This is a genomic window from Paucilactobacillus salsurae (assembly GCF_054784995.1).
The window spans coordinates 75,933-97,604 of the sequence record NZ_BAAHWX010000004.1; the positions used below are offsets into that span (position 1 = coordinate 75,933).

General features: G+C 41.6%; 14 protein-coding genes. All 14 read right to left on the minus strand.

What is annotated here, in order from left to right:
- Nucleotides 1–14: 14 nt before the first annotated feature.
- Nucleotides 15–878, minus strand: coding sequence for a helix-turn-helix domain-containing protein (locus ACYVQZ_RS05340; protein WP_461240374.1), 864 nt, complete (start codon nt 876–878; stop codon nt 15–17).
- An 18-nt stretch (nt 879–896) separates the two neighbouring features.
- Nucleotides 897–2,336 carry a glycerophosphodiester phosphodiesterase gene (locus ACYVQZ_RS05345; protein WP_461240375.1) on the minus strand — a complete coding sequence of 480 codons (1,440 nt, stop codon included), beginning with the start codon at nt 2,334–2,336 and terminating at the stop codon, nt 897–899.
- Between the two features lie 74 nt (nt 2,337–2,410).
- Nucleotides 2,411–3,553, minus strand: coding sequence for a D-alanine--D-alanine ligase family protein (locus ACYVQZ_RS05350; protein ID WP_461240376.1), 1,143 nt, complete (start codon nt 3,551–3,553; stop codon nt 2,411–2,413).
- A gap of 100 nt (nt 3,554–3,653) precedes the next feature.
- Complete coding sequence (locus ACYVQZ_RS05355; RefSeq protein WP_461240377.1) at nt 3,654–4,625, minus strand: DUF2785 domain-containing protein; 972 nt, start codon at nt 4,623–4,625, stop codon at nt 3,654–3,656.
- Nucleotides 4,626–4,780: 155 nt separating this feature from the next.
- Complete coding sequence (locus ACYVQZ_RS05360) at nt 4,781–5,539, minus strand: hypothetical protein (protein WP_461240378.1); 759 nt, start codon at nt 5,537–5,539, stop codon at nt 4,781–4,783.
- Entirely contained in the window at nt 5,523–6,401 is an 879-nt protein-coding gene (locus tag ACYVQZ_RS05365; protein ID WP_461240379.1) for an ATP-binding cassette domain-containing protein, read from the minus strand. Before ACYVQZ_RS05365 ends, ACYVQZ_RS05360 begins: the two co-directional genes overlap by 17 nt.
- Nucleotides 6,382–6,765 carry a GntR family transcriptional regulator gene (locus ACYVQZ_RS05370; protein ID WP_461240380.1) on the minus strand — a complete coding sequence of 128 codons (384 nt, stop codon included), beginning with the start codon at nt 6,763–6,765 and terminating at the stop codon, nt 6,382–6,384. Before ACYVQZ_RS05370 ends, ACYVQZ_RS05365 begins: the two co-directional genes overlap by 20 nt.
- A 1-nt stretch (nt 6,766) precedes the next feature.
- The gene (locus ACYVQZ_RS05375; protein ID WP_461240381.1) at nt 6,767–8,581 is read right to left on the minus strand and encodes an FtsX-like permease family protein; all 1,815 of its coding nucleotides are present in this window, start codon (nt 8,579–8,581) and stop codon (nt 6,767–6,769) included.
- Nucleotides 8,582–8,592: 11 nt separating this feature from the next.
- A complete protein-coding gene (locus ACYVQZ_RS05380) occupies nt 8,593–9,345 on the minus strand; it encodes an ABC transporter ATP-binding protein (protein WP_461240382.1) in 753 nt (250 codons plus the stop codon).
- A 1,093-nt stretch (nt 9,346–10,438) separates the two neighbouring features.
- Nucleotides 10,439–11,032, minus strand: coding sequence for a type IV toxin-antitoxin system AbiEi family antitoxin domain-containing protein (locus tag ACYVQZ_RS05385; protein WP_461240383.1), 594 nt, complete (start codon nt 11,030–11,032; stop codon nt 10,439–10,441).
- A 111-nt stretch (nt 11,033–11,143) separates the two neighbouring features.
- A complete protein-coding gene (locus ACYVQZ_RS05390; RefSeq protein ID WP_461240384.1) occupies nt 11,144–11,641 on the minus strand; it encodes an AP2 domain-containing protein in 498 nt (165 codons plus the stop codon).
- 215 nt (nt 11,642–11,856) lie between these two features.
- Nucleotides 11,857–12,840, minus strand: a complete 984-nt coding sequence (locus ACYVQZ_RS05395) for a glycosyltransferase family 2 protein (protein WP_461240385.1) — start codon at nt 12,838–12,840, stop codon at nt 11,857–11,859.
- Between the two features lie 18 nt (nt 12,841–12,858).
- Entirely contained in the window at nt 12,859–13,842 is a 984-nt protein-coding gene (locus ACYVQZ_RS05400) for a glycosyltransferase (RefSeq protein ID WP_461240386.1), read from the minus strand.
- 135 nt (nt 13,843–13,977) lie between these two features.
- Entirely contained in the window at nt 13,978–21,279 is a 7,302-nt protein-coding gene (locus tag ACYVQZ_RS05405; RefSeq protein WP_461240387.1) for a mucin-binding protein, read from the minus strand.
- Nucleotides 21,280–21,672: the final 393 nt, after the last annotated feature.

Consider the following 21,672-nt stretch of genomic DNA (forward strand, 5'->3'; position numbering starts at 1 on the left):
CCAGATCGCTTTTTTTAGAATCTTTGGAGTCCTAATTGACTCATTTTTGGCAGTGTTTCGTCTAATAATTGTTGATCATCTTGCATCAATGCCAAGCTATAAGCTAGATATAATTGCCGGGTTGCTAGTTCAATCTGACCCGCTGCTAAATAAATTGCGACACTTTGGCAATACATCTGTCCCAACTGGTAAGTGCTGTGCTGCCCTTGAATTAATGCAAGGGCCTCATCAACCAAGCGCCGGGCACTTTCCCATTTTTCATTGGCAATCAACACCGTTAAACACCGTTGCGCAATTTGGACGTGTTGTTCAAAATGCTGGCCCGTCTCATCTGGTAACCGACCGAGATAATTCAGTGCTTGATTCACAAAAGCTACTGCCTGGTGATCATCATTTTTTTGTTGATACAATTCAGCGAGATGCGCTAAGGCCAGTGCTGCATAAATATCTGGGAGATCATTGTCAAATTGATGGGCAACTAATTCAAAATTAAAGATCGCATCATCAACGTCGTTTTCAAATAATTCGGCCAGCATCCCCAAATAATAGTAATAGCGTTTCTTATCATAGTCATCTTGCAGTTGCTTGATCCCGATATTATTTAATACGGTGCGCGCTTTTTCAAAGTCACCTGCGCTAAACAACCGATCTAATTGATTAAAAATTGCCGTTAGTGTTTGATTATCATCATCAATCACATCAGTCAGCGTAATGTCCAAGCGGTCACAAATTCGCGTGAGGATCGGCATACTTGGCAACTGATTATTTTTTTCAATTAAACTAACGGTGGCTTGCGTGCAAATACCTTGGGCTAACTGACTTTGCGACAGGCCTTTTTGTTTGCGTGCTTGCTTAATTTTAGCTCCTAAAATCTTCATTAGTGACCCTTTCATGAATTAGATTAACTGCCACAACAGTGTTTTGACTTGTTGGGTAATTGTTGGTGCGGCCTGTTTGAAAACTGGTCGAATCATCGAAATATCATCTGTAATAATACCATCAACACCGATTTGTTGCATGCGAAGTGCAGTTTGTGGTGAATTAACCGTCCACGCATAGACCTTTTGTCCCTGGGCGTGCGCTTGTCGAACGAGGTACGGATTAATGGTGCGGTAATCGAGTGAATAAAAACTAGCTTGCCGGTTCGCCACGCGACTAATTGAAAACGGCCGAATTAAACCGACCTGCAATTGCGGGTTAACCGCATGTAATCGATTAATAATTGTCCCATCAATACTGTGGACCCGGTAATGACTCTTTATCAGTTGGGTGCCGAATTGTTCATTAAATCGTTCGGCAACCCCTGTCGCTTTCAGCCGTTGTGGCTTAATTTCGACCATTAATGGAATACTATGTTGCTTAGCAGCGTGCACATAGTCACCAAACCCACTCAACTTGGCCTCATGACCATGTTCAGTCAAAGTCATCTTCGTCAACTGCCCGGCCGTTAATTCTTGGATGGTCTGTGGATGTTTTGCTAAGGCTTTTAAATTTGGATCATGCATCGCCACAAATTGATGATCTTTAGTTTCTTGCACATCCATTTCAATGGCTTGTGGATGATGAGGGGCTGTTTGCCGCAAACTGGCCACGGTATTTTGGACCCCATTATGGCCATCCACACCGCGATGAGAAATAAGTTCTGGTGTTGTCGTCTGTGGTTGTTCTGGTAAAAGGGCGACAAAGCCAACACTCACTGCTAATCCGACCACCAGTAATAAAACCGTGGAGCTGGAAAAATGATGATGCAAGTTTAAATAGCTGACTAAAATTTGACTAATAATCCAGCTAATCAAAAAACTTGTGGTAATCAATAACAAACCACCCATGATGCGATCGCTCAAAATGCGGTCAAAATGTAATAGGAAGCCATTTAGTACAGCAAAGATTGCAATCATACCCCACTGACGCCATTGGCTGTTTTGGACTGTTTGTGGCAAACCCAATAATCGGCGCATCGCCAATCGAAAGTGCCACCACACGGCAATAACTAGGAGATAAATAACCACGCTAGCCCCAACAATCTCTAGTCGATGTATATAAAGCGTCCGCAATATCGAATCGCTAATCGTCACCTGGCTCACCAGCCAGCTTGTCACGCCCAGTGAGCCCACTGGCACACTGAAAATCAACGTAACGACCAACCAGCTCAATAATATGATCAATCGTCGTGGTGATTTTTGGGGTAACTGACCATAGAGCACGCCGGCTAACACCAGCAGCGCACCAATAATCACGGCCCAGTTAGCCTCCGTGCTAAACTGTCCACGCATTAATAATAAATTTAAGGTTAAGATAACCAGCCAAATTGTGGCGGTTAGTGTCCCATTCTTCATTCTTACATCTACCCCAATTTTGCCAATAAAAAAACGGCAATGTGACCGTTAGGCACCTGCCGTTTATTGCTTAGTTAATCTGCATTGTACTTCTTTTGGCCCACATGTTCAGTCCCTAATTCTTGGAAATCGTATTTAATCTGTGAATTACGATCAAATTCGGCCATGCCGTAATCAATAATTTGATCAATTAAATCTGGATAACTGATGCCTGAGACTTCCCACATTTGTGGATATAAACTAATGTTGGTAAAGCCTGGTAAGGTATTTGGTTCACTCAGATATGGCACACCGTTTTGATCCACCAAAAAGTCGATCCGGCATAAGCCTTTCAAGCCTAATGCCACATAAGCATCAAGCGCCATTTGCGTAATTTCGTTGGTCAAATCATCTGGTAAGATCACTGGTAATTCAAAAACCACACCACTGGCGTCAACGAATTTGTTGTTGTAGTCGTAGAACGTATCTGAATCAGGAACGCGCACTGCACCTAAACGAGAAGCCACGGGTTTTTCGTTTCCTAAAATTGAAATTTCAATTTCTTGTGGTTTTTCAACAGACGCTTCAATCAAAATCTTGAAGTCATAGGTTAGCGCATCGGCTAGCCCTTCGTCATATTCAGTTGCGTTGGTTGCCTTGTGGATCCCCACCGATGAGCCTTGGTTAGCTGGTTTGATAAACACCGCATCCCCAAGTTCAGCTTGAATTTTAGACCATGGATATTGATCCTTATTTTCTGGGGTGACCAGAATATATTTCGTATTACGAATATTAGCTTGATTCAAAATGCGCTTGGTCATATCCTTATCAAATGACAAAGCAGACCCAAGCACGCCTGAGCCGATATATGGTTTTCTCAACAGCTTGAACAAGCCTTGAACTGTTCCATCTTCACCTAAATTACCGTGAATGACCGGGTAAAAGATATCAACGTCTTTGACTTCTTCTAAAGCTAATAATGGTGCTAATGGATTGCTAAAATCAATCTTGGGATATTCACTAGCCACTACTTCATCTTCTGGTTCGCCATCAAAAATTCGTTTTGAGGCTTTGTTGCCGAGTAAGATGCCGTCCTTGGTGAACATAAACAAACTCACTTGATATTTGTCTTTGTCCATTGCGTCATAAATATTGTGTGCGGAGCGTTTGGAAACGTCGTGTTCTGAAGAGTTTCCACCAAATAAAAGAGCGACATGAAGTTTATTTTGTCGTTGCATATTATCTCACCTATTCTTCCGTGTTTTATAGAATCTTAAGCTTAGCACAGAATTGGCCTGGATGGTACTATTTCACAACGGTATCGCCATTATTTAAGAATTAATTTAAAAATTGTTGGCCACTGGCAATGTATTTTAAGATGTCATCATTAAAATCACCGCGTAGTAAAATCGCCTGCATCAAGCGGGTATGGTTCATTAAACAATCCCATTGAGCTTCCGATTCCGGCTGATTTTGACTCATCAATTCGGCGCGCCATGATTTTAGCTGCAACAAAAAGTAATCCGAATAAAGCGGATTTTTATTGGTGATGTGTGATAAATAAGTAGCAATGCGTTGTGGTTCGCTAAAAATTAATGGTGATTCTAAGCGCTTATAGCGTTCAATTAAGACCGTCATTAAAAAGAGTTTGTCGGCCCGTGACATATCTTCACGCCGAGCCAATTCGTCTAACACGTTCCCGATATGCGTATACGCATGGCCCCATCCATTTTTCTTGATGAAACCGCGCGTATCTGTTTCTAAGGTGATATACAATGCCATTTGATCGATGGTCGTATCCAGCATTTCTTCATCCATAAAGAAATAACCGGCGGAGTCCCCATATAACAGAGTCGACATTAATAAGACCGCAAATGAACGTTGATAAATCGCGTTATTTTGTGGTTCATTAATATGATCAAACATCACTTCGTTGGATGATAAAAAGTTAAAAGCTAATTTTAATTGTCGTTTTGAAAAAATTTGTGATTCGAGTAATTCATTGACCAGAAAATAAACGCCCCGATCGCGGACTTCCGGATCTGGTGAGCCGATGTGGCCCAGGAGCATCATTAAATCTGAATCGGTCACGGACGTGAGTTTGCCGTCATAATAGCGTTGACGCAAATCGCGAATTAAGTCGAGGGCTTCTTCATCTTCACCGGGCAAGAAAACTTTGGTCAGGCGATTTTTCTTCAAATTGTCCATGATTGCACCAATTTGTGAGCCCAGGGACTGATAGATTTGACCATCATTGATCTTTTTTCTTAAGCTAGTTAAGCTGTCGCGTGTTTGTGTTAATTGATTCAAAATCTAGGCCTCTTTTCTGATGCAGATTATACTGTCATCATAGCACACCAAAGCGCGTCTACGCACGTTAAAAGCCAATCTTTTGTAATAAAAATCACAAAAGCAGCGCGGTAAAAAATTACCTAGCTGCTTTTTAAAAATCAGATTAGAATATCCTAATCGCGTCTTAATTTAATTTTTTGACTAAAGATATATGAAATACCCAAGAAAATAAAGAAATCAATGAGCATAATAATCACGATATTAACAGGGTTGAAGCTATCAGTTTTTTCAGAATAGCCAATCACAGCTTTAACAATCGTCCCCACTGACGCCCAGTCAATAGAAGCGTGAATCAATAGATGGGCAATATAAACAATGATTACGCCACCTAAGATTGGCGCACCAATAATGACAATCCACTTGCCGCGTTTCGAGAGCAAAGCCAGAAAATAACCAACTGCTAAACTCGTCACCATCATAATTTGTAAAAATAAATACTCAATAAAAATGGCAGTAATCCATTGGATTGGTGTGTGTACCGGCTGTTGTGACAAACCATCATATAGAAAATGATTGCCTGTCGACATGCGCAGTCCGACATCAAAAATCAAAATAACAAACGATAGCAGGCTCAAACCTTTCAACCGCCCTAACCAAGCAGTGCGACGCGCGATCCCGTTTTGAATCGTCCACTTAAAGTTTTCATAATTCAAAGACAAGGCATCGACCATCAAATAAAAGACCGCCACTGCGAGCACCAGGCTCCAAGAAATATTCAAATTCAATGCCACTCGCTGTTCAATCACCAAGGTCGCCACGAATGGCACGACAATTGTAATAACTGCCAGCCACACCATCGCCCAAAAGAGGCGAATCACAGAATTTTTAAAGTTAACCATCGCTAAGCGATCGCTTTTATGCCAAGACATCATGTTGATTCTCCTTTCTGGTTAAATAGACAAATAGTTTTTGTAAATCGACATGTTGAATTTTGACCGTATCTGGAATCACACGGTCATCATCCAATTCACCATAAACATAGTTGGTTTGAATGCCACCGAGCGATTCTTTGCCAATCACGTTTAGTCCACTGGTGTAAGCGTCAACTTCTTTTTGTGGTCCGGTCACAGCGTATGAACGTTCTGTCATTTCTTCGGTATCAGCGTCTAAACTGATCTGACCGTCATCTAAAATCAAGACGTGTTCAATAATCTGCGCAATTTCTTCGATCAAATGAGTCGAAATCAAGATGGTCCGTGGACGATCTTCGTATGCTTGTAGTAATTCTTGATAGAATAACTCACGATGGTTGGCATCTAGGCCAAGCACTGGTTCATCTAAAAAGACAAAGTTAACTGGGACACATAACGCGATAATCAATTTGACAATCGAATGGTACCCCGTGGATAATCCGCCGAATTTATCATCAAGATCGACACTAAACTCTTGGGCTAAGCGATGGGCACGTGGCCAGTCAAAACTGCCGTAGCATAGTTCAGTTTGTTTAAAGATTTTTTCGACTTTAAACCGTTCATTATACATATCAATTTCACTCATCAAAAACATCTGTGATAGTAATTCATCATTATCAAAAATAGATTCGTCACCGATTTGGACATCGCCGCCGCTCGCAAACACGCGATTGGTCATGATGTTGAGCAACGTACTCTTCCCAGCGCCGTTGCGGCCGAGCAGACCGTAAATTTTATTTGGTTCTAAGCTAAACGAAATATCTGCTAACACTTCGTGACGGCCATATTTGCGCGAAACATGACTAACTTTCAGTGGTTTCATCATCATACCCCCGTTTGATTAATTGCGTCAGCTTGTCCTCATCCAAACCGAGCTTTTGTGCTTCTGTTACTAAATTTAAAATATAGTCGTTATAAAAACTTTCTTTGCGTTGATGGGCAATTTTACTGACTGCCCCGACTTTCACAAACATACCAATTCCTCTTCTTTTTTCAATCAATTCTTTAGCCACCAAAATGTTCATACCCTTCAAAACTGTGGCGGGATTAATGTGAAACTGCCGCGAAATTTCTGTGGTTGATGGCACTTGCGAATCTTCTGGAAACCCATTGGTGAAAATGGCTTCTTCTAATTGATCCGCCACTTGTTGATAGAGGGGTTTGGCACTATCAAAATTAAATTCCACATCACTCACCACCCTTTGGTTGACTTGGTAAGACTAGTTTTTGGTACAGCCACAATGTCAGCAGGTAATACAGTCCGTAACACACCGCAAAACCTAATACGGCCCAGTACCAATGATAGTACGGATTAACCATCAATTGTTTAAACATTTGCAGGCCGACACCGACGTAGGCAATTCCAGCAATACCTGGAATAATGAACAAGACACCGATTTCTTTAGCCATGGCCGCCTTGAGTTTACCAAATGGCACGCCAATCTTAAAGAGCATTTGATAGCGATGCACATCTGCTGCAGTTCCAGATAACACTTTGAACATCAGACATGACGCCAGCATTGTTAAGAACGCAATTCCTAAGAATAGACCGATGAATTCCAAGCCACCAAACATGGCGTTAGAAAAGACGTACATGTCGTATGCATTAATCATCATGACCCCGTTTTGGGCAACGCCAGCAGAATACTTGGAAAGTTGCTTCAAGATCTTGGCATTGGACGTTAAGTCGTTAACGCGCATCAGGTGTAATTTATGCTTAGTCCCAGCTTGTTTTTCAAATTGCGATGGCTTTAAAACTACAATTTTCTTACGTTGATCAGCAGGCTTTTGGAACAACAGAAATGATTCATAAGCCATCGACTTTGGATCAGTTAGTTCTGATTTTTGCACCGATAAAAACTTCGGTTTACCGAGCTTTTGCGTGCTCGACACTTCTTTAACTTTTTGATACGGATCGTCTTTTAATTCTTGTTGGTTGAGATAAATCGTCTTGTCATCAGTCACTTCATGGTAAATGGAGCTGTGTTGCAGCTTTAATTTACCGATGAGTTTCTTGGCGTGTGCATTTGGATCCACCACTTGCATGCTATATGCACTAGAATGCGAACTAATGATTGGAATCTGACGGTGATAACCAAGCCCCACCACAATGGCACCAAGCGCCATCGCAAATAAAATCGTGACCATCGATAACACCTTGGTGTAGGACTGAATCCGAAATTGAAGTTGGCCAAGGGTGAATAATCGTAACTGACGGAAACTAATATTAGCACGACGTAATGCACTAATGATTAATGAGAATAGGGCGTGAATCACGAAGTAAGTTCCGAGTGAAATAGTGACTAAGGCGACTGGAATGGCTGATAATTTCAGTGTATTGATGTGGATCATCGCATAAAAGCCGACTGCTAGTAAAGCGACACCGATAATACTTTCCAGGGCTAATAACCAGCTCTTCTTGGTAGTCGGATTGACACTTTGGTCAGCCTTTAAAATCGCATTTAATGGTTTGCGCGCGACTGATACCACTGAAAATAGCGCACAGAGTACGGCCAAGATGGCAAATAACGCTAAGGTTAAACCAGCCGCTTTGCCAGAAATGACATTCAACCCTTTCAAAGAAAAGTTGATCTGACTTGCTAACCATTGACTGGCGACTTTTGTGAGCCCCATCCCGACCACAATTCCAACGATCACGGAACTCAGATGAACCATCAATGTTTCCAAAATAATCAATTGGCTAATCTTACGTGGCTTGGCACCAAACATTAGAAATAAACCATAATCTTTGTGCCGCATACTCATCAGAAACGATTGCGCATAACCGACATACACGATGGTGATTAAACTGAGTAACACCAGCCCAAACATGAAGACTTGGCTCACTAATGAAATACTAACACTGGCCTTTAGGAACTTTTCGTTGGTGGCTAACGCACTAAACATATAAAAGATCGCAGACCCGATACTTAATCCCGAAAAGAGCACCAGATAGTCGCGAAAACGGCGTTGAATACCACCCATTGCTAATTTGAAAATCATCTCGCCACTCCTTATCTATACGTGCCTAAATCAGTTAAGATTTGTTGGTAAAATTCGCTGCGGCTTTGTTCGCCACGCACCAATTCTTGACCGATGACACCGTCTTTAATCATTAAAATGCGCCCACAGTATGATGCTGAGAATGGATCATGTGTAACCATTAAAACGGACACGTGTTGTTGGTTGATTTGTGTCAACATATCAAGCAACTCACGCGCACTGTCTGAATCAAGGGCGCCGGTTGGTTCATCAGCCAAAATCAATTGTGGTTGATGAACTAATGCCCGTGCGGCTGCGACCCGTTGCTTTTGTCCACCGGATAATTGACCCGGATACTGGTCTAAAAATTCGCTGATTGATAAGCGTTGGGCAACTGCATCAATCGCTGCATCAATTTTTTTCTTAGCGACATTGTTTAATGTCAGTGGCAACGCAATGTTTTCTTTAGCTGTTAGATTTTCTAATAAACTAAAATCTTGGAAAATGAACCCTAATTCATGAGCCCGAAATTCACTGAGTTGATTATTTTTTAAGGTAGTGACATCTTTACCATTAATTTCAATCGAGCCACTCGTTGGTCGATCAAGGGTGGCAATCGAATTTAATAAGGTGGTCTTTCCTGAACCTGATGCCCCCATGATGCCGACAAATTCACCGGACTGCACTTCAAAATTAATTTCCTTTAAGGCTTGATATTGTTTCGTATTCTGACTGCCGTAGGTTTTTGATAAATCTTTGACTGCCACAATTGCATTTGTTGACATGATTGTCCTCCTAGTTGGTTAATTACTTGTGTAACTAACTATATAAGCAAGTAACCAAATTGTCAACAAAATTTTAAAAAAACATCGTCCACCTTGAATATTCGAACTGAATGTAATTGAAGAAACCAGTTAAAATGAGCTTTTTTGCATTTTAGTTTTAAAGACAAAAAAATAGCAAAATCTAGGCTTGTCAGCTAGATTTGCTATTTGAATGAGTATTTTGGTTGCCCTTGCAATGCTTGTTGTTGCTATTTTAGAGCTAATAAAAAAGTAACTATTCCCCAACTTTGACCAGTGAGAATAGTTACCACAACAATTCGGCTAGTTCCGTCTCAGGCGGAAACTTAACCAGGGGAGTTTAACTAGTTGCTGCTAGTTAAGCTCCTTTTATTTACAATTGCATAATAACATATTTTAAATTGATTTTGCATAGAAATCAATTTTTCTCCCATAGCCCCAACTATCGTGATGTGGTACGTAAAACAGTCGTAATTCTTTCATAAAATTTTGATGAAATTTAGCTTAGAATGTTGCCATTATTACGTTTTGGAGTTGTTTTATTGATATAATTACTAATGGTTTTAGTTTTTAGTTTGGGACGGTGGCCAGCCTCTTAATTAAGGAGGTGGCGCCAATGCTTTTTTGTGTTCGCTGTGTCCTGGAGAGGATACAGATATCGTGACACCATTTCAATGGCTGAGTATTTTAATTGCCTTTGCAATGCTTGTTGTTGCAGTTTTAGAACTATTAAAAAAGTAACTATTCCCTAAACTTTAATCAGTGAGAATAGTTACCACGGTAACTAGCTGGTTCCGTCTCAGACGGAAACTCTAGCCTTGGAGCTTAACTAGTTGTACCTAGTTAAGCTCCTTTTATTTACAAGTACATAATAACATATTTTAAATTGTTTTTGCACAGAAATCACTTTTCTTCCTGCAACCACTTCAATCTAATAATCATACTTTTTAGTACGTAAGTTGACTAAAAAATTTTTAAAAAAACGGTCGACCAAGTACGCTCCAAAAAGCCTGGCCAGCATCTATTGCGCTAAATGTATCAAAATTTAATTTCTTGTTAACATGAGTAATCCTACTCACAGCAAAACCTCCATATACAGTTGAATTTCATCTCGAACTTTAAAAATTTCAGCATACTCTGTTAATTTCAAAATATCTTTACGAACGTGTTGCGCATAAAAAGTCATGGCCTGTTTAATGGTTTCAGCGTCTGTTCGATCTCGTTTTCTTAAAATGTCACACAAAGTACGCTCAATGTTATATGTACGTAAAGTGTGCCCACCTGGACTTTTTATTTTCTCAATCCCGATTTCGTATAAACGATTTGTTTGTCGATAGGTTTTTAGTGGCGTGTCATCCGTTAATTGATGAGGGTTAGACATCGGAAAATTCATTTCATATATTTCAGGAGTTTTATCAATCATGCCATGCAAAAATAAGGCAGTGTCTTTGAAAAACACCCCTTTTGAAAAACGATACTGCAAAGCAGCTAAATCATCTCCAAATTCAGTTGGATCAATGAATACGCCTGGTGCTAACTTCTCAAGTTGATGCTGGTCAGCCATACGATACAACAGCATCTTTGGTACGCCCAGTTTTTGAGCATCGTCATTTGTAATCTGCCCTTTATTTTTCTTAACAAAATTCATTACAATCTCGGTTTGATGCATAACTGCTCTCCTTTTGATAATCATATGTACATATTATATCATGTAGTGTATAAAATAGTATCAAAACTGATTCAAAAAAAGCCAAGCATCCCCAAAGGACACTTGACCTCTTTAATGCACCTGCTCGGTTTCAGTACAGGCTTTATCATGTTTAAAATATTTAGCTTCAGCAAGCTTGCGTGCTTCCACGGCTTCTTCAATCGTATCAAAGCTCTTCAATAACACATAGTGATGATTATGCATCAAGCGCGCAAACCACTTTTCACTCTTTTTATCATATGAAACGCCAATCACACCAGTGTGGTTGCGACGGTTACGCACCAGTGATGAATATGGAATGCCGTCTTCATTCACTAATTGATCAAAGCGGCCAATGTGACTAGTAATTTTATCGTTACTCATAAAGACAGTCTTGGACAAATCACGTCGTAGACACCCACAGCTCTTCTTGGTCCCTGAGCGTAACTGGGTTCCGTCCGCCACCGTTAAATTACCACACTCACAACGACATAACCAACGTGCATTACCGTTCATTGCATTTTCATCCATTCTGCGCAGCACTACTAATCTCGTAAAATGCTCACCGCGCAAGTCTTTCAATCTACTCATTTCGTTCACCCCTGTATTAATTACGTTGCGACAATCCCGAATTACAAAAATTTCGTCAAAATACTTTTTTAAATTTGAATTCACAAATTTTAGTTTTAGTTCTTGATAATAATTGTAGGGCCTAAAAGCCTTGCTGTCACTGGGGTGAACGTGTCTAGTTTTTTTGCTTTTTGGAAATAAAAGAGATTAAATTCTTCTCATTTTTCACAAAACACTTAACGACCTAAATTGTCCAAAACACGATCTTGAGTTTCGATAAATGCAGGGACACCTGCTGCGTTAAATTGACCGTATTCACTGTGTGATTTCACCAACTGTTCGACACGGCTAGCCACTTGGTCTTTAACTTGCAAGAACTGCTGGGGGAACTTCAGCAATAACTCGCCCTGACACCGCCAAAATTCAGCTTCGTCTTCAGCAGGCCACTTTTGCTTGCGTAAATACAGATCGGCTTCATAGTTTACAAACTCTTCAATCAGCAGATTCGGTTTAAACTCAGCCAATTTCTCAAACGTATGTTGATACGACTTAACCCACTGGTCTAATTGGCGATAGAAACTCTGACCACCATTGCTGCGCGTCGTTGAATCACCATTCCACAGCCACATGTAAATCGTAGTGTTAATTTGATAAATGTCGTTAGCCAGCATGCAGGCCACGCCGACAAAATAGGTATCTTCAAAGACCTTGATATCTTCAGCCCAGGTCAATTGAACCTGGGCGAGATACTCACGGTTGAACCACTTGGCGACGGGTGACTTCCAGTCGTTATTTTCGTGCATGTAATAGCGAAAATCGTTGTCACCGTTGCGACCCTGTTCCAAATACTTACCAATCATAATCTGGTGATCACCGTGATATTTCACGACATTGAAAAATTCGAGTAAGGCACCGACAAAATACAATTGGTCGTCAGCATCCATAAACATCACGTACTTACTTTCAGAAATATCCATCCCGACTTGGCGGGCCATCCCTGCTCCGTGGCTTTCGGCATAGCGGTAATAGCGAATATTTAAATGACTAAATTCATCATTGAGTTGCTCTTCATCAAAGCGCAGCCCACCATCACTGACCACCACCACTTCGACCTGGTCAAAATCAATACCGATTTGATTATTAATTGACGCTAACGCTGTATCAACGGTGGCCTTACTTTCATCTTTAAATGGGATAATAATTGAAACGAGTTTTTCCATCTTTTTCACCTGTTCATTTTATTTTTTAACTGCTAAACCATACGATTGTAAATAACTAGTAATCCCATTTAAATAAGCATCAAACTGGGCGGGTTCAGCATTCCATGGTGCTTGTGGAGATTGATCCTGTTGCTTAACTTGCGCCACAAATTGTTGCGTGTAACTCCAGGCAATCGCATTTTTTCCGGCTAACGGTTTTACTAATTCACTAATTTCCGTGCGTTGCATGGCTGGAATTTGTTTGAGTTGGGTATAGAAGCGCACGATGAACCGCGCGAATTCATTCATATATAAGTCTTGATTGGTATCTTGGAGTTTCAAGAAGTACGTGCCCATCATCTTCAACCAGTCGGCACTAATCACACCAGTGGTATCCGTATTTTGCACCCCGGCTAGTTGGCGATTCGTAAATTTAACGTAACCAACTTCTTCAATATGCACATCTTCAGTTGCTAACTGATTAGCTAAGCGACAAACATATTCATTGGCATAACCACCAAAATCATCACGAAATTGAATCTTGTTTTGCGCTAGGAAATCCCGTCTAAACCAACGGGCATAAATGCTTTGATCATTCCGACCAACTTTGTATTGTTCTTGGAGTTGTTCATTAATGCTTTGTTCCATCAACAAGCCCGAAATTAAATCAGCATCGCGATGTTCTTGGGCGCGCACCGCAAAACTTTGGAAAATACTGGATTGGTTCAACTGACTATTTGGGCTCATCAACATCACATAATCGCCAGTCGCTGCGTCGATGCCATGTTGAAACGCACTAGCGGTGGTCATAACTTGATCCACCTTGAGATATTTCAACGTTAAATTAGCAAACAAATTAAACACACTGGCATCACGTAATTTATACGCGCCGTTATCCACCAAGATGACTTCTAGTTGGCCAAAATCAAAGCCAATTTGATTGTTTAATGACGATAACGGAATACTTAAATCACTTTCCTGGGCGTTATCAACGGTGACGATGACACTAATTAGTTTTTGCATGTGAACTCCTCCAATTTTTTTATAAAAGCCACCCAATCAAACGGGGTCTATACGCTTATATGTATCCCCGAAGAGCAGAACTCTTCGGGGAAAAGTGTTACTTATGTGAGATTAAGCCTCTAATCTCGAAACTGATTAATACAAATCACTGTGCGTGCTGTTTTGACGCTTGCGTTTTGCAAAACCGTAAGCCATGGCAGCTTCAGCAGCGGTCATACCGATACCGAGCATGATTAATGCGGTACCTTCTGCACTTTCATCAGTTTGTGGCAACTTGTTAGTTGTTGTCTTTGTAGCAGTACCAGTTGTCTTAGCAACCTTAGTTGCAGGAGTAGCTGGTGTCACCGTTGCACTAACTGGGGTTGTTGGTGTAGCAGGTGTGGTTGTTTCTGGAGTTGTTGTGCTTGGGGTTGCTGGGGTACTTGGCGTTGTCGTATCACTAGGAGTTGTAGGCGTATTATCGTCTGGTGTTCCTGGTTGATCCGTATCCGTCGTTGATGTGCCGTCAGTATTGTTATCACGCGCAACAAACCAGATTTCTTCGTCGTGGCTAGCAGTAGCAGCGTCAGTTGCTGATAAGCCAGTTGTATCAGTTGTGGTTGTGGCAGCTGTCACAGCCCCACCGTCAACTGAATCAGTTTCAGCAGCTGTTTCTTCGGCACTTGGGCCAGCTTGAGCAGCGACAAAGTCAACTTCTTTGGCACCATCACTAGCACTTAATGAAGCAAGGTAAGCGTTAACGTCTGCTTGTTCTTGCGCACTAATCGTTAATGACTTGGTGGAAGGTGTTGTGTAAGTTTGACCTAATGTTTCGTCATCAGCGGCGTCGTCTAATTCAATGCCCCAAGTGTTGGTATCAACATCGAAGTAATTGATAACGGCTTTTTCAGTTGCGACTGGTTTAGATGTTGAAGGAATACCTAATTCATCAGTTGAAGCTTCGGTCGTGTAAGTGTCACCTGCTTTAACGACAGCGCCTGATGCTAATGTAATTGCATGGTCTGTTTCGTTTTCGAAGTGAACAATGACCTTCTTGTGAACGAGGTTATCAGTTGGTGTAGTGGTTGTTTGACCATCTTTACCAGCAGGGCCAGTAGCACCTGTAGGACCAGTGGCGCCAGTAGGACCTTGATCACCCTTAATGACTAAGAGGTAATCTTTGTAATCGATCGTACCATCGTTATTAAGATCCTTACCGCCCTTGTTCAACCAAACAGTGTAGGCATCGTCACCATCGGCACCAGTTGCACCAGTAGCGCCTGTGGCACCCTTATCACCCTTGTTGGAAAGGTTGAAGTCGTTAATGTCGACTTTACCGTCGCCATTGAGATCCTTACCACCGTTTTCAACCCAGAGGTCGTATGCTGATTTACCATCTTGGCCGTCAACACCGTCTGTACCATTGGTACCGTTTGTCCCGTCTTTTGGTGCTGTAACAGTACCAAGTGGGGTTTCTTCACCAGTATCTGGATTAGTAACGTAGAATTCATAGACTTTGTTGCCTTTGTCATCAGTGGTTTGACGAACTTGAGGGGTTTGACCATCTTTACCGTCTTTACCATCTTTTGGTGCGTCAATTGTACTGATGATTGTCTTTGTGCCATCTGGATTAGTTACATAGAAGGTGTAAACCTTGTTGCCGTTGGCATCTGTGCCTTCTTCGACTTGTGGTGTTTGACCATCTGCGCCATCTTTTCCATCAGCACCTGTGGCACCGGTAGCACCTTTATCACCCTTAAGAGCATTGATAAAGTCAGTCATTGACTTGCCATCGTTACCTGGTAGTCCCATCCAAACTTCGTATGCGGACTTACCATCGATACCTTGTTCGCCAGTTGCACCGGTAGCGCCTGTGGCACCCTTGTCACCATCTTTACCATCGGCTGGAGCGTCGATTGTACTGATAATGTTCTTAGTACCATCTGGGTTAGTAACGTAGAATTGGTAAACTTTCTTACCGTTTTGAGTTACTTCTTGCACTTCTGGTGTTTGACCATCAAGGCCATCGGCACCTGTGGCACCTTGTTCACCGGTAGCACCAGTAGCACCCTTATCGCCATCTTTACCATTGGTCAATGTGATTGGATCTTGACCGGCGATGGTGATCGTGTAACCAGTAACCTTACCAGTAGCAGGGTCAGTGGTTGGGGTAATTTCTGGTGTCTTACCATCTTTACCATTTGTAACGGTGTAATCTTTACCACCTAAGGTAATGGTGTAACCAGTCGTTGTCCCATCGTCGCCTTTAACTGGGGTGATTGATGGTGTTTCACCATCGGCACCCTTAGCACCTGTGTCACCTTTATCACCCTTAGGAGCAGTGAACGTACCAACTGTCTTACCAGTATTATCGACAAGGGTGTAAATTGTATTGCCATCTTTGTCATAAGTGGTCTGGTTAGGATCAACAGTTGGGGTTGAACCATCTTTACCATCCTTAGGTGCATCAACAGTGCCAAGAATCGTCTTGGTGCCGTCATCTGGATTAGTAATGTAGAATTCGTATGACTTCGTGCCATCTGGATTCGTGATTTCGTCAACTTTAGGTGTTTGACCATCTTTACCGTTAGTACCATTAGTCCCATTAGTTCCGTTGGTCAATGTGATTGGATCTTGACCTTCGATTTGAATGGTGTACCCAGTAGTCTTACCATCGTCACCTTTAATAGGTGTAATCGTTGGGGTCTTACCATCTTTACCATTAGTTACGGTAATTGGGTTTTGACCGTCGATTGAGATGGTGTAGCCAGTTGTTTCACCTGTGGTTGGGTCAGTGACTGGAGCAATTGTTGGTGTCTTACCATTTTCACCGGTAGCACCTGTGGCACCAGTGTCACCTTTTTCACCAGTAGCACCTGTGGCACCTGTAGCACCAGGTTGTCCATCTACACCGTTACTCAATGTAATTGGATCTTGACCTTCAATTTGAATGGTGTAACCAGTAATGGTCTTACCATCGTCACCCTTAATAGGTGTAATCGTTGGGGTCTTACCATCTTTACCATTAGTTACAGTAATTGGATTTTGACCTTCAATTGAAATCGTGTAGCCAGTTGTTTCACCTGTGGTTGGGTCAGTTACTGGGGCGATGGTTGGTGTCTTACCATCTTCACCCTGTGCACCGGGTTGTCCTGTGGCACCTGTAGCACCTTGTTCACCGGTGGCACCAGTGGCTCCTGTAGCACCTGGGGTTCCATTTGTACCGTTGGTCAATGTAATTGGATCTTGACCTTCAATTTGAATGGTGTAGCCAGTCGTCTTACCATCATCACCCTTAACAGGCGTGATTGTTGGTGTCTTACCATCTTTACCATTAGTTACAGTAATTGGATTTTGGCCTTCGATTGAAATCGTGTAGCCAGTTGTTTCACCAGTTGTTGGATCGGTAACTGGGGCGATGGTTGGTGTCTTACCATTATCACCAGTTGCACCGGTTTGTCCTGTGGCACCAGTTTCACCTGTAGCACCTGTAGCACCTTTAAGTGAGTTAATAAAGTCATCTTGACTCTTACCATCGTTGCCAGGAAGTCCAAGCCAGATTTCATAAGCTGACTTACCATCATTACCATCTTTACCTGCATAAAGTTTGTAACTACTTGATGAATGTCCATCAGGATTACTAATTGTAATTTCGTAATAGCCAGGTTCACCATCTGTTCCTTCAACGAAATTACCCATAGTAATCGTTTGTGAAACACCTGTGGCACCAGTTGCACCGGTTTCACCGGTAGCTCCTGTATCACCCTTTAAAGCATTGATGTAATCAGTTTCTGTCTTACCAGCATTTCCTGGTAATCCCAGCCAAACTTCATAGGCTGATTTACCGTCATCACCTTTAGCGCCAGTATCACCTTTAGCACCTGTAGCACCGGTTTCACCAGCTGGAATCTTAATTGGATCACCAGTTGGTTTACCATTCACGGTTAAATTAAATGTGCCATCGCCGTTATCTTGAGCACCAAGTGTAGGTGTATCGCCGCCAGCACCTGCTGAGCCAGCAGGACCAGTTGCACCTGTAGGACCTGTGGCACCTTGTGGACCTGCGGGAAGTTTGACTGGATCACCAGTTGGTAAGCCGCCTACGGTTAATGTAAAGGTTCCATCACCATTGTCCTGTGCGCCAAGTGTTGGGATGGTTGCGGAAGCACCAGTTTCACCTGTAGCTCCAGTTTCACCCGTAGCACCCTGAACACCTTGTTTCCCCTGTTCACCTTGTGGGCCTGTTGGGCCTGTTGGACCGGTTGCACCTTTGTCACCAGTAGCACCAGACGAAACGTTAAATGATCCTACTACAATTGGATTACCATTTGAATCTTTTCCTTGAGTAATGGTATAAGTCTGAGTCTGTGAACCATCATCATTTTTAGTTGGTGTACCAGTAGGTGTTACCTCAACTGGGGTAGCATCTTTACCGTCATCACCATCTTTAACAGTTACTTGACCAATTTCAGTACCAGTAGGAATGTCTGCTTCGGTTGGGTTTTCTTTAGTAATTTCATCACCCGTGTAGAAGTAAACTGTTGTACTCTTATTAGCTGTATCTGGAACACTGATTGAGTGAATTGGTGTGGCAGTTGAAGTAGATGTACTTGTGCCATCTGGAATTTCAAACGTGTTGATAATGTTTGGATTACCATTTTCGTCTGTTCCGTTAATAATATTGACAGTTGTCCCAGCAGGAACCTTATCACCAGTATTTGGATCAGTTGTGTCTCCGTGGTGATTGCTTGTTGCAGTCAGCTTAGAACCAGAGTCAATTGGTTTAGCAGTATAGATAACCCAGACATCTTGGCCCTCTGTACTATATTGTGCATCTGGACCAGTTTTATCATCTAAAGCATTAAATTGACCACCGTTTACATCGGCTGTAGCGTAGTAATACAAGGTTGTTGTATCAAGTGTGCCACCACCATCAGCTAAGGTAGAACCATCTAGTGCTTTGCCATTAGCGGCAATTGTTTGATCAATTTTAATTTGACTAGTGTAATCATCGCCAACGTTACCAGTAAGTGGTGCAGTCTTTATCAGTTCTGGGCCACCAACGTTTTGATATACATAGTGGACAGTACCAGCTGCTGCCTTTGGCACTTCAGTGAAGTGAACTTCAAAGGTTTGGGTCTTACTGCTGTCAGTGTCATATGTGGCACCGTCTTTGGTACCATCGCTAACTAGTTTATAGCCGCTACCTTCATATTTACTAATTTCAGTAGCAACGTCAGTAAAGTCAACTGCTGCACCAGAATTATCAGTTAACAAACTGCTGTCTAATACTGCGCCAGTTGTATCATCATAGTACTTAACTTGGGCACTTTGCATACCTGGTGTATAAGTAACTGTGACTGGTGTAGCATCTTGAGGTTCAGTAGTTGTTGCATCTGTAGCAATATTGGTTGCTTCAACATTCTTGATGTCTGGTGTGTAGCCAGCGACATCAGGTGATTTTTGTGCATCGTATGCTGAAGTTTGTGTATAAGTCGTTGTTCCTGTTACTAAGTCAATTGACTTCTTCCAGTCAGCAGTTTGTGTAACACTTGGTGCAGCTGTCGTGTTATCGTCTTTAATATAGTTGATAGTACGATTTGTTTTGAGCGTAGTGTCATCTGTCTTGTGTTTTAATTCAATTGTATAGTCAGTAACACTCGTCTTAAGTGGTATTTCTTCGTAATTACCAGAAGCCGTACCATTTTCAGCTGCAAACTTAGTTGGATCAAATGTGTAATTTGATAAATCAACGGTCGTTTCGCCGTTAGTGGCATCGCCTTCTTTATAAGTGTACCCTGAACCATCTGTTGGATATGAGGCTTTGTAAGTACCAAGTTCAGCATTATTGTCGTCTTCGTCAACAAAATGAATGGTGTAACCTGCTTTATCAACTACGTAGTTTACATCGATAATAGTTCCTTTTTTCTCAGCAAATTGTTGATCAATGGTTGCCGTTACTGCACCAGCGTTATCTGCATCAACTGAACTATTAGCAAAAGCAGAGTCTGAACCAAAGGTAATCTCATTGGCTTTGCTAGTAACTTTGTTGTCGGTCCCGGCAGGCGTTCCAACTATTGTACTTTGTAATGTGTATCTAGTTGAACCATCACCGACAGTTTGTGTACCATCTGTGTATGTTGTTCCGTTCTTTAATGCGTCAAGTGCAGCCGAAATGTCATCACTCATAACAGCTGGTGTTTTGGTGGTTGAGGCCAAATAATTATCTGTCGCACTACCAGAGAATTCAATTGTACCAGCTTTTGTACTGGTATATAAAACTTTGCCATCTGTATCGACAATTGAAACAAAAAGACTGACTTCTGTTGTGTTTAACCCATCAATAGATGCCCATTTACTTCCAGTACGGTCTGAAGTGGCATAAACGGTTAAATCATTAGAAGGATCGTCGTCTTCTTGAGAAATTTTAGCTGCAGCCAGCATATTGAAGAATTGTTCGCGTTGCTGGTTAGTCAAACGAGCCATGTAGTTATTAGAAGAAATATTAAGTTCTGTACCTACATGACCTTTAATAATTGCCGCTGCTTTATCAGCATCGGTTGGATCACCATGTGAAATAGTGATGTAATACCCTTCATTGGAATCTCTCAAACTCATCCAAACTTCAGAGTCTGGATTAGTAATTGTCGTCCCATCTGTCGTTCTCCAAGAATCAGTGACAGCTATACCGTCTGACCCAATTTCTGGTTGGCCTCCAGCTTTTTGCACATCTTCAATTTGATAAACTAGCGGATCAGTTGATTTGAAAATAGACCTTCCGTTAGCATCTTTTCCATCGCTAATAAGCGGTGATTTCCCGGTAATGATCATATCATTCGAAGGATCTTCATCGTCTAAATGGGCAAAATCTTTAACGGCATCAACTTGATTTTGGGTCATTTGATAACCCGTAGCTAAGTCAATATTCACGGTATTCGTGGCGTCATCATAAGTGACAGTCCCATTATAAGTCGTCGCATCAGATATTGCGGCTGAAGAATTCACAAACCCAACTTGTGATGAAATATCAGTTACAGCAGCTGTAGCCGTTACTTTTTGAGCTTGACCAGTTGTTTGATAGGTTTCAGTAGCGGCAGCTTTTGCATTTTTAACTTGAGCTGCATTGGCATTACCTAAATTAGTAACTGCCGCGCTAGAAGTGGAATCACTAGCAGCAGAACTAGTTGTGATCGCACTTGAAGCAACGGCACTGCTTTTACTATTCTTGAGTGTTACAGCACTTGAACTACTTGGTGCAGCACTAGTAGTGACCTTTTGACTATCACTAGCTTGTGCCAAGGTATCTGCGTGAACATCGGCTTCATAGCCATATGTTCCAAGTCCTAAAGTAACGGCAACTGCACCCGCAATCAACCACTGTTTTCCGGACTTATAAAGCTTGTAATGTTCTTTTCGATTCAACGTATCGTTGAATAGTTTGTTATGAGATTTTTTCACTTTCTCAGACCTTTAAAAACTCCTCCTTCATTTACCTTCTAAACCTTCAATTAGTTTTTTAAACAAAAACCATTTAAATTTGATCAAACGGGTTAATTAAATAACACACCAATACGTTTGGGGGGTTAATCATTTGATTGTATTGATGATTATTTAATCAACCCATCCGACCACACAAATCGAATTTGTTCTACCATGACTATAAAATCGTTTTCGTAAATAGACAATAGTTCCGGTGTCTCGCTATTTTATGAGTTTTAAAATAAAAGAGACACACATTTACTCAGCCCCACTATCCCGAGTGTTGTATCTGTTGTATTCTATATATACAGAGCTATTATTTCAGATTAATATTCACTACATAGAAAAAAGTTGTACGCCGTTTGGGAGGAT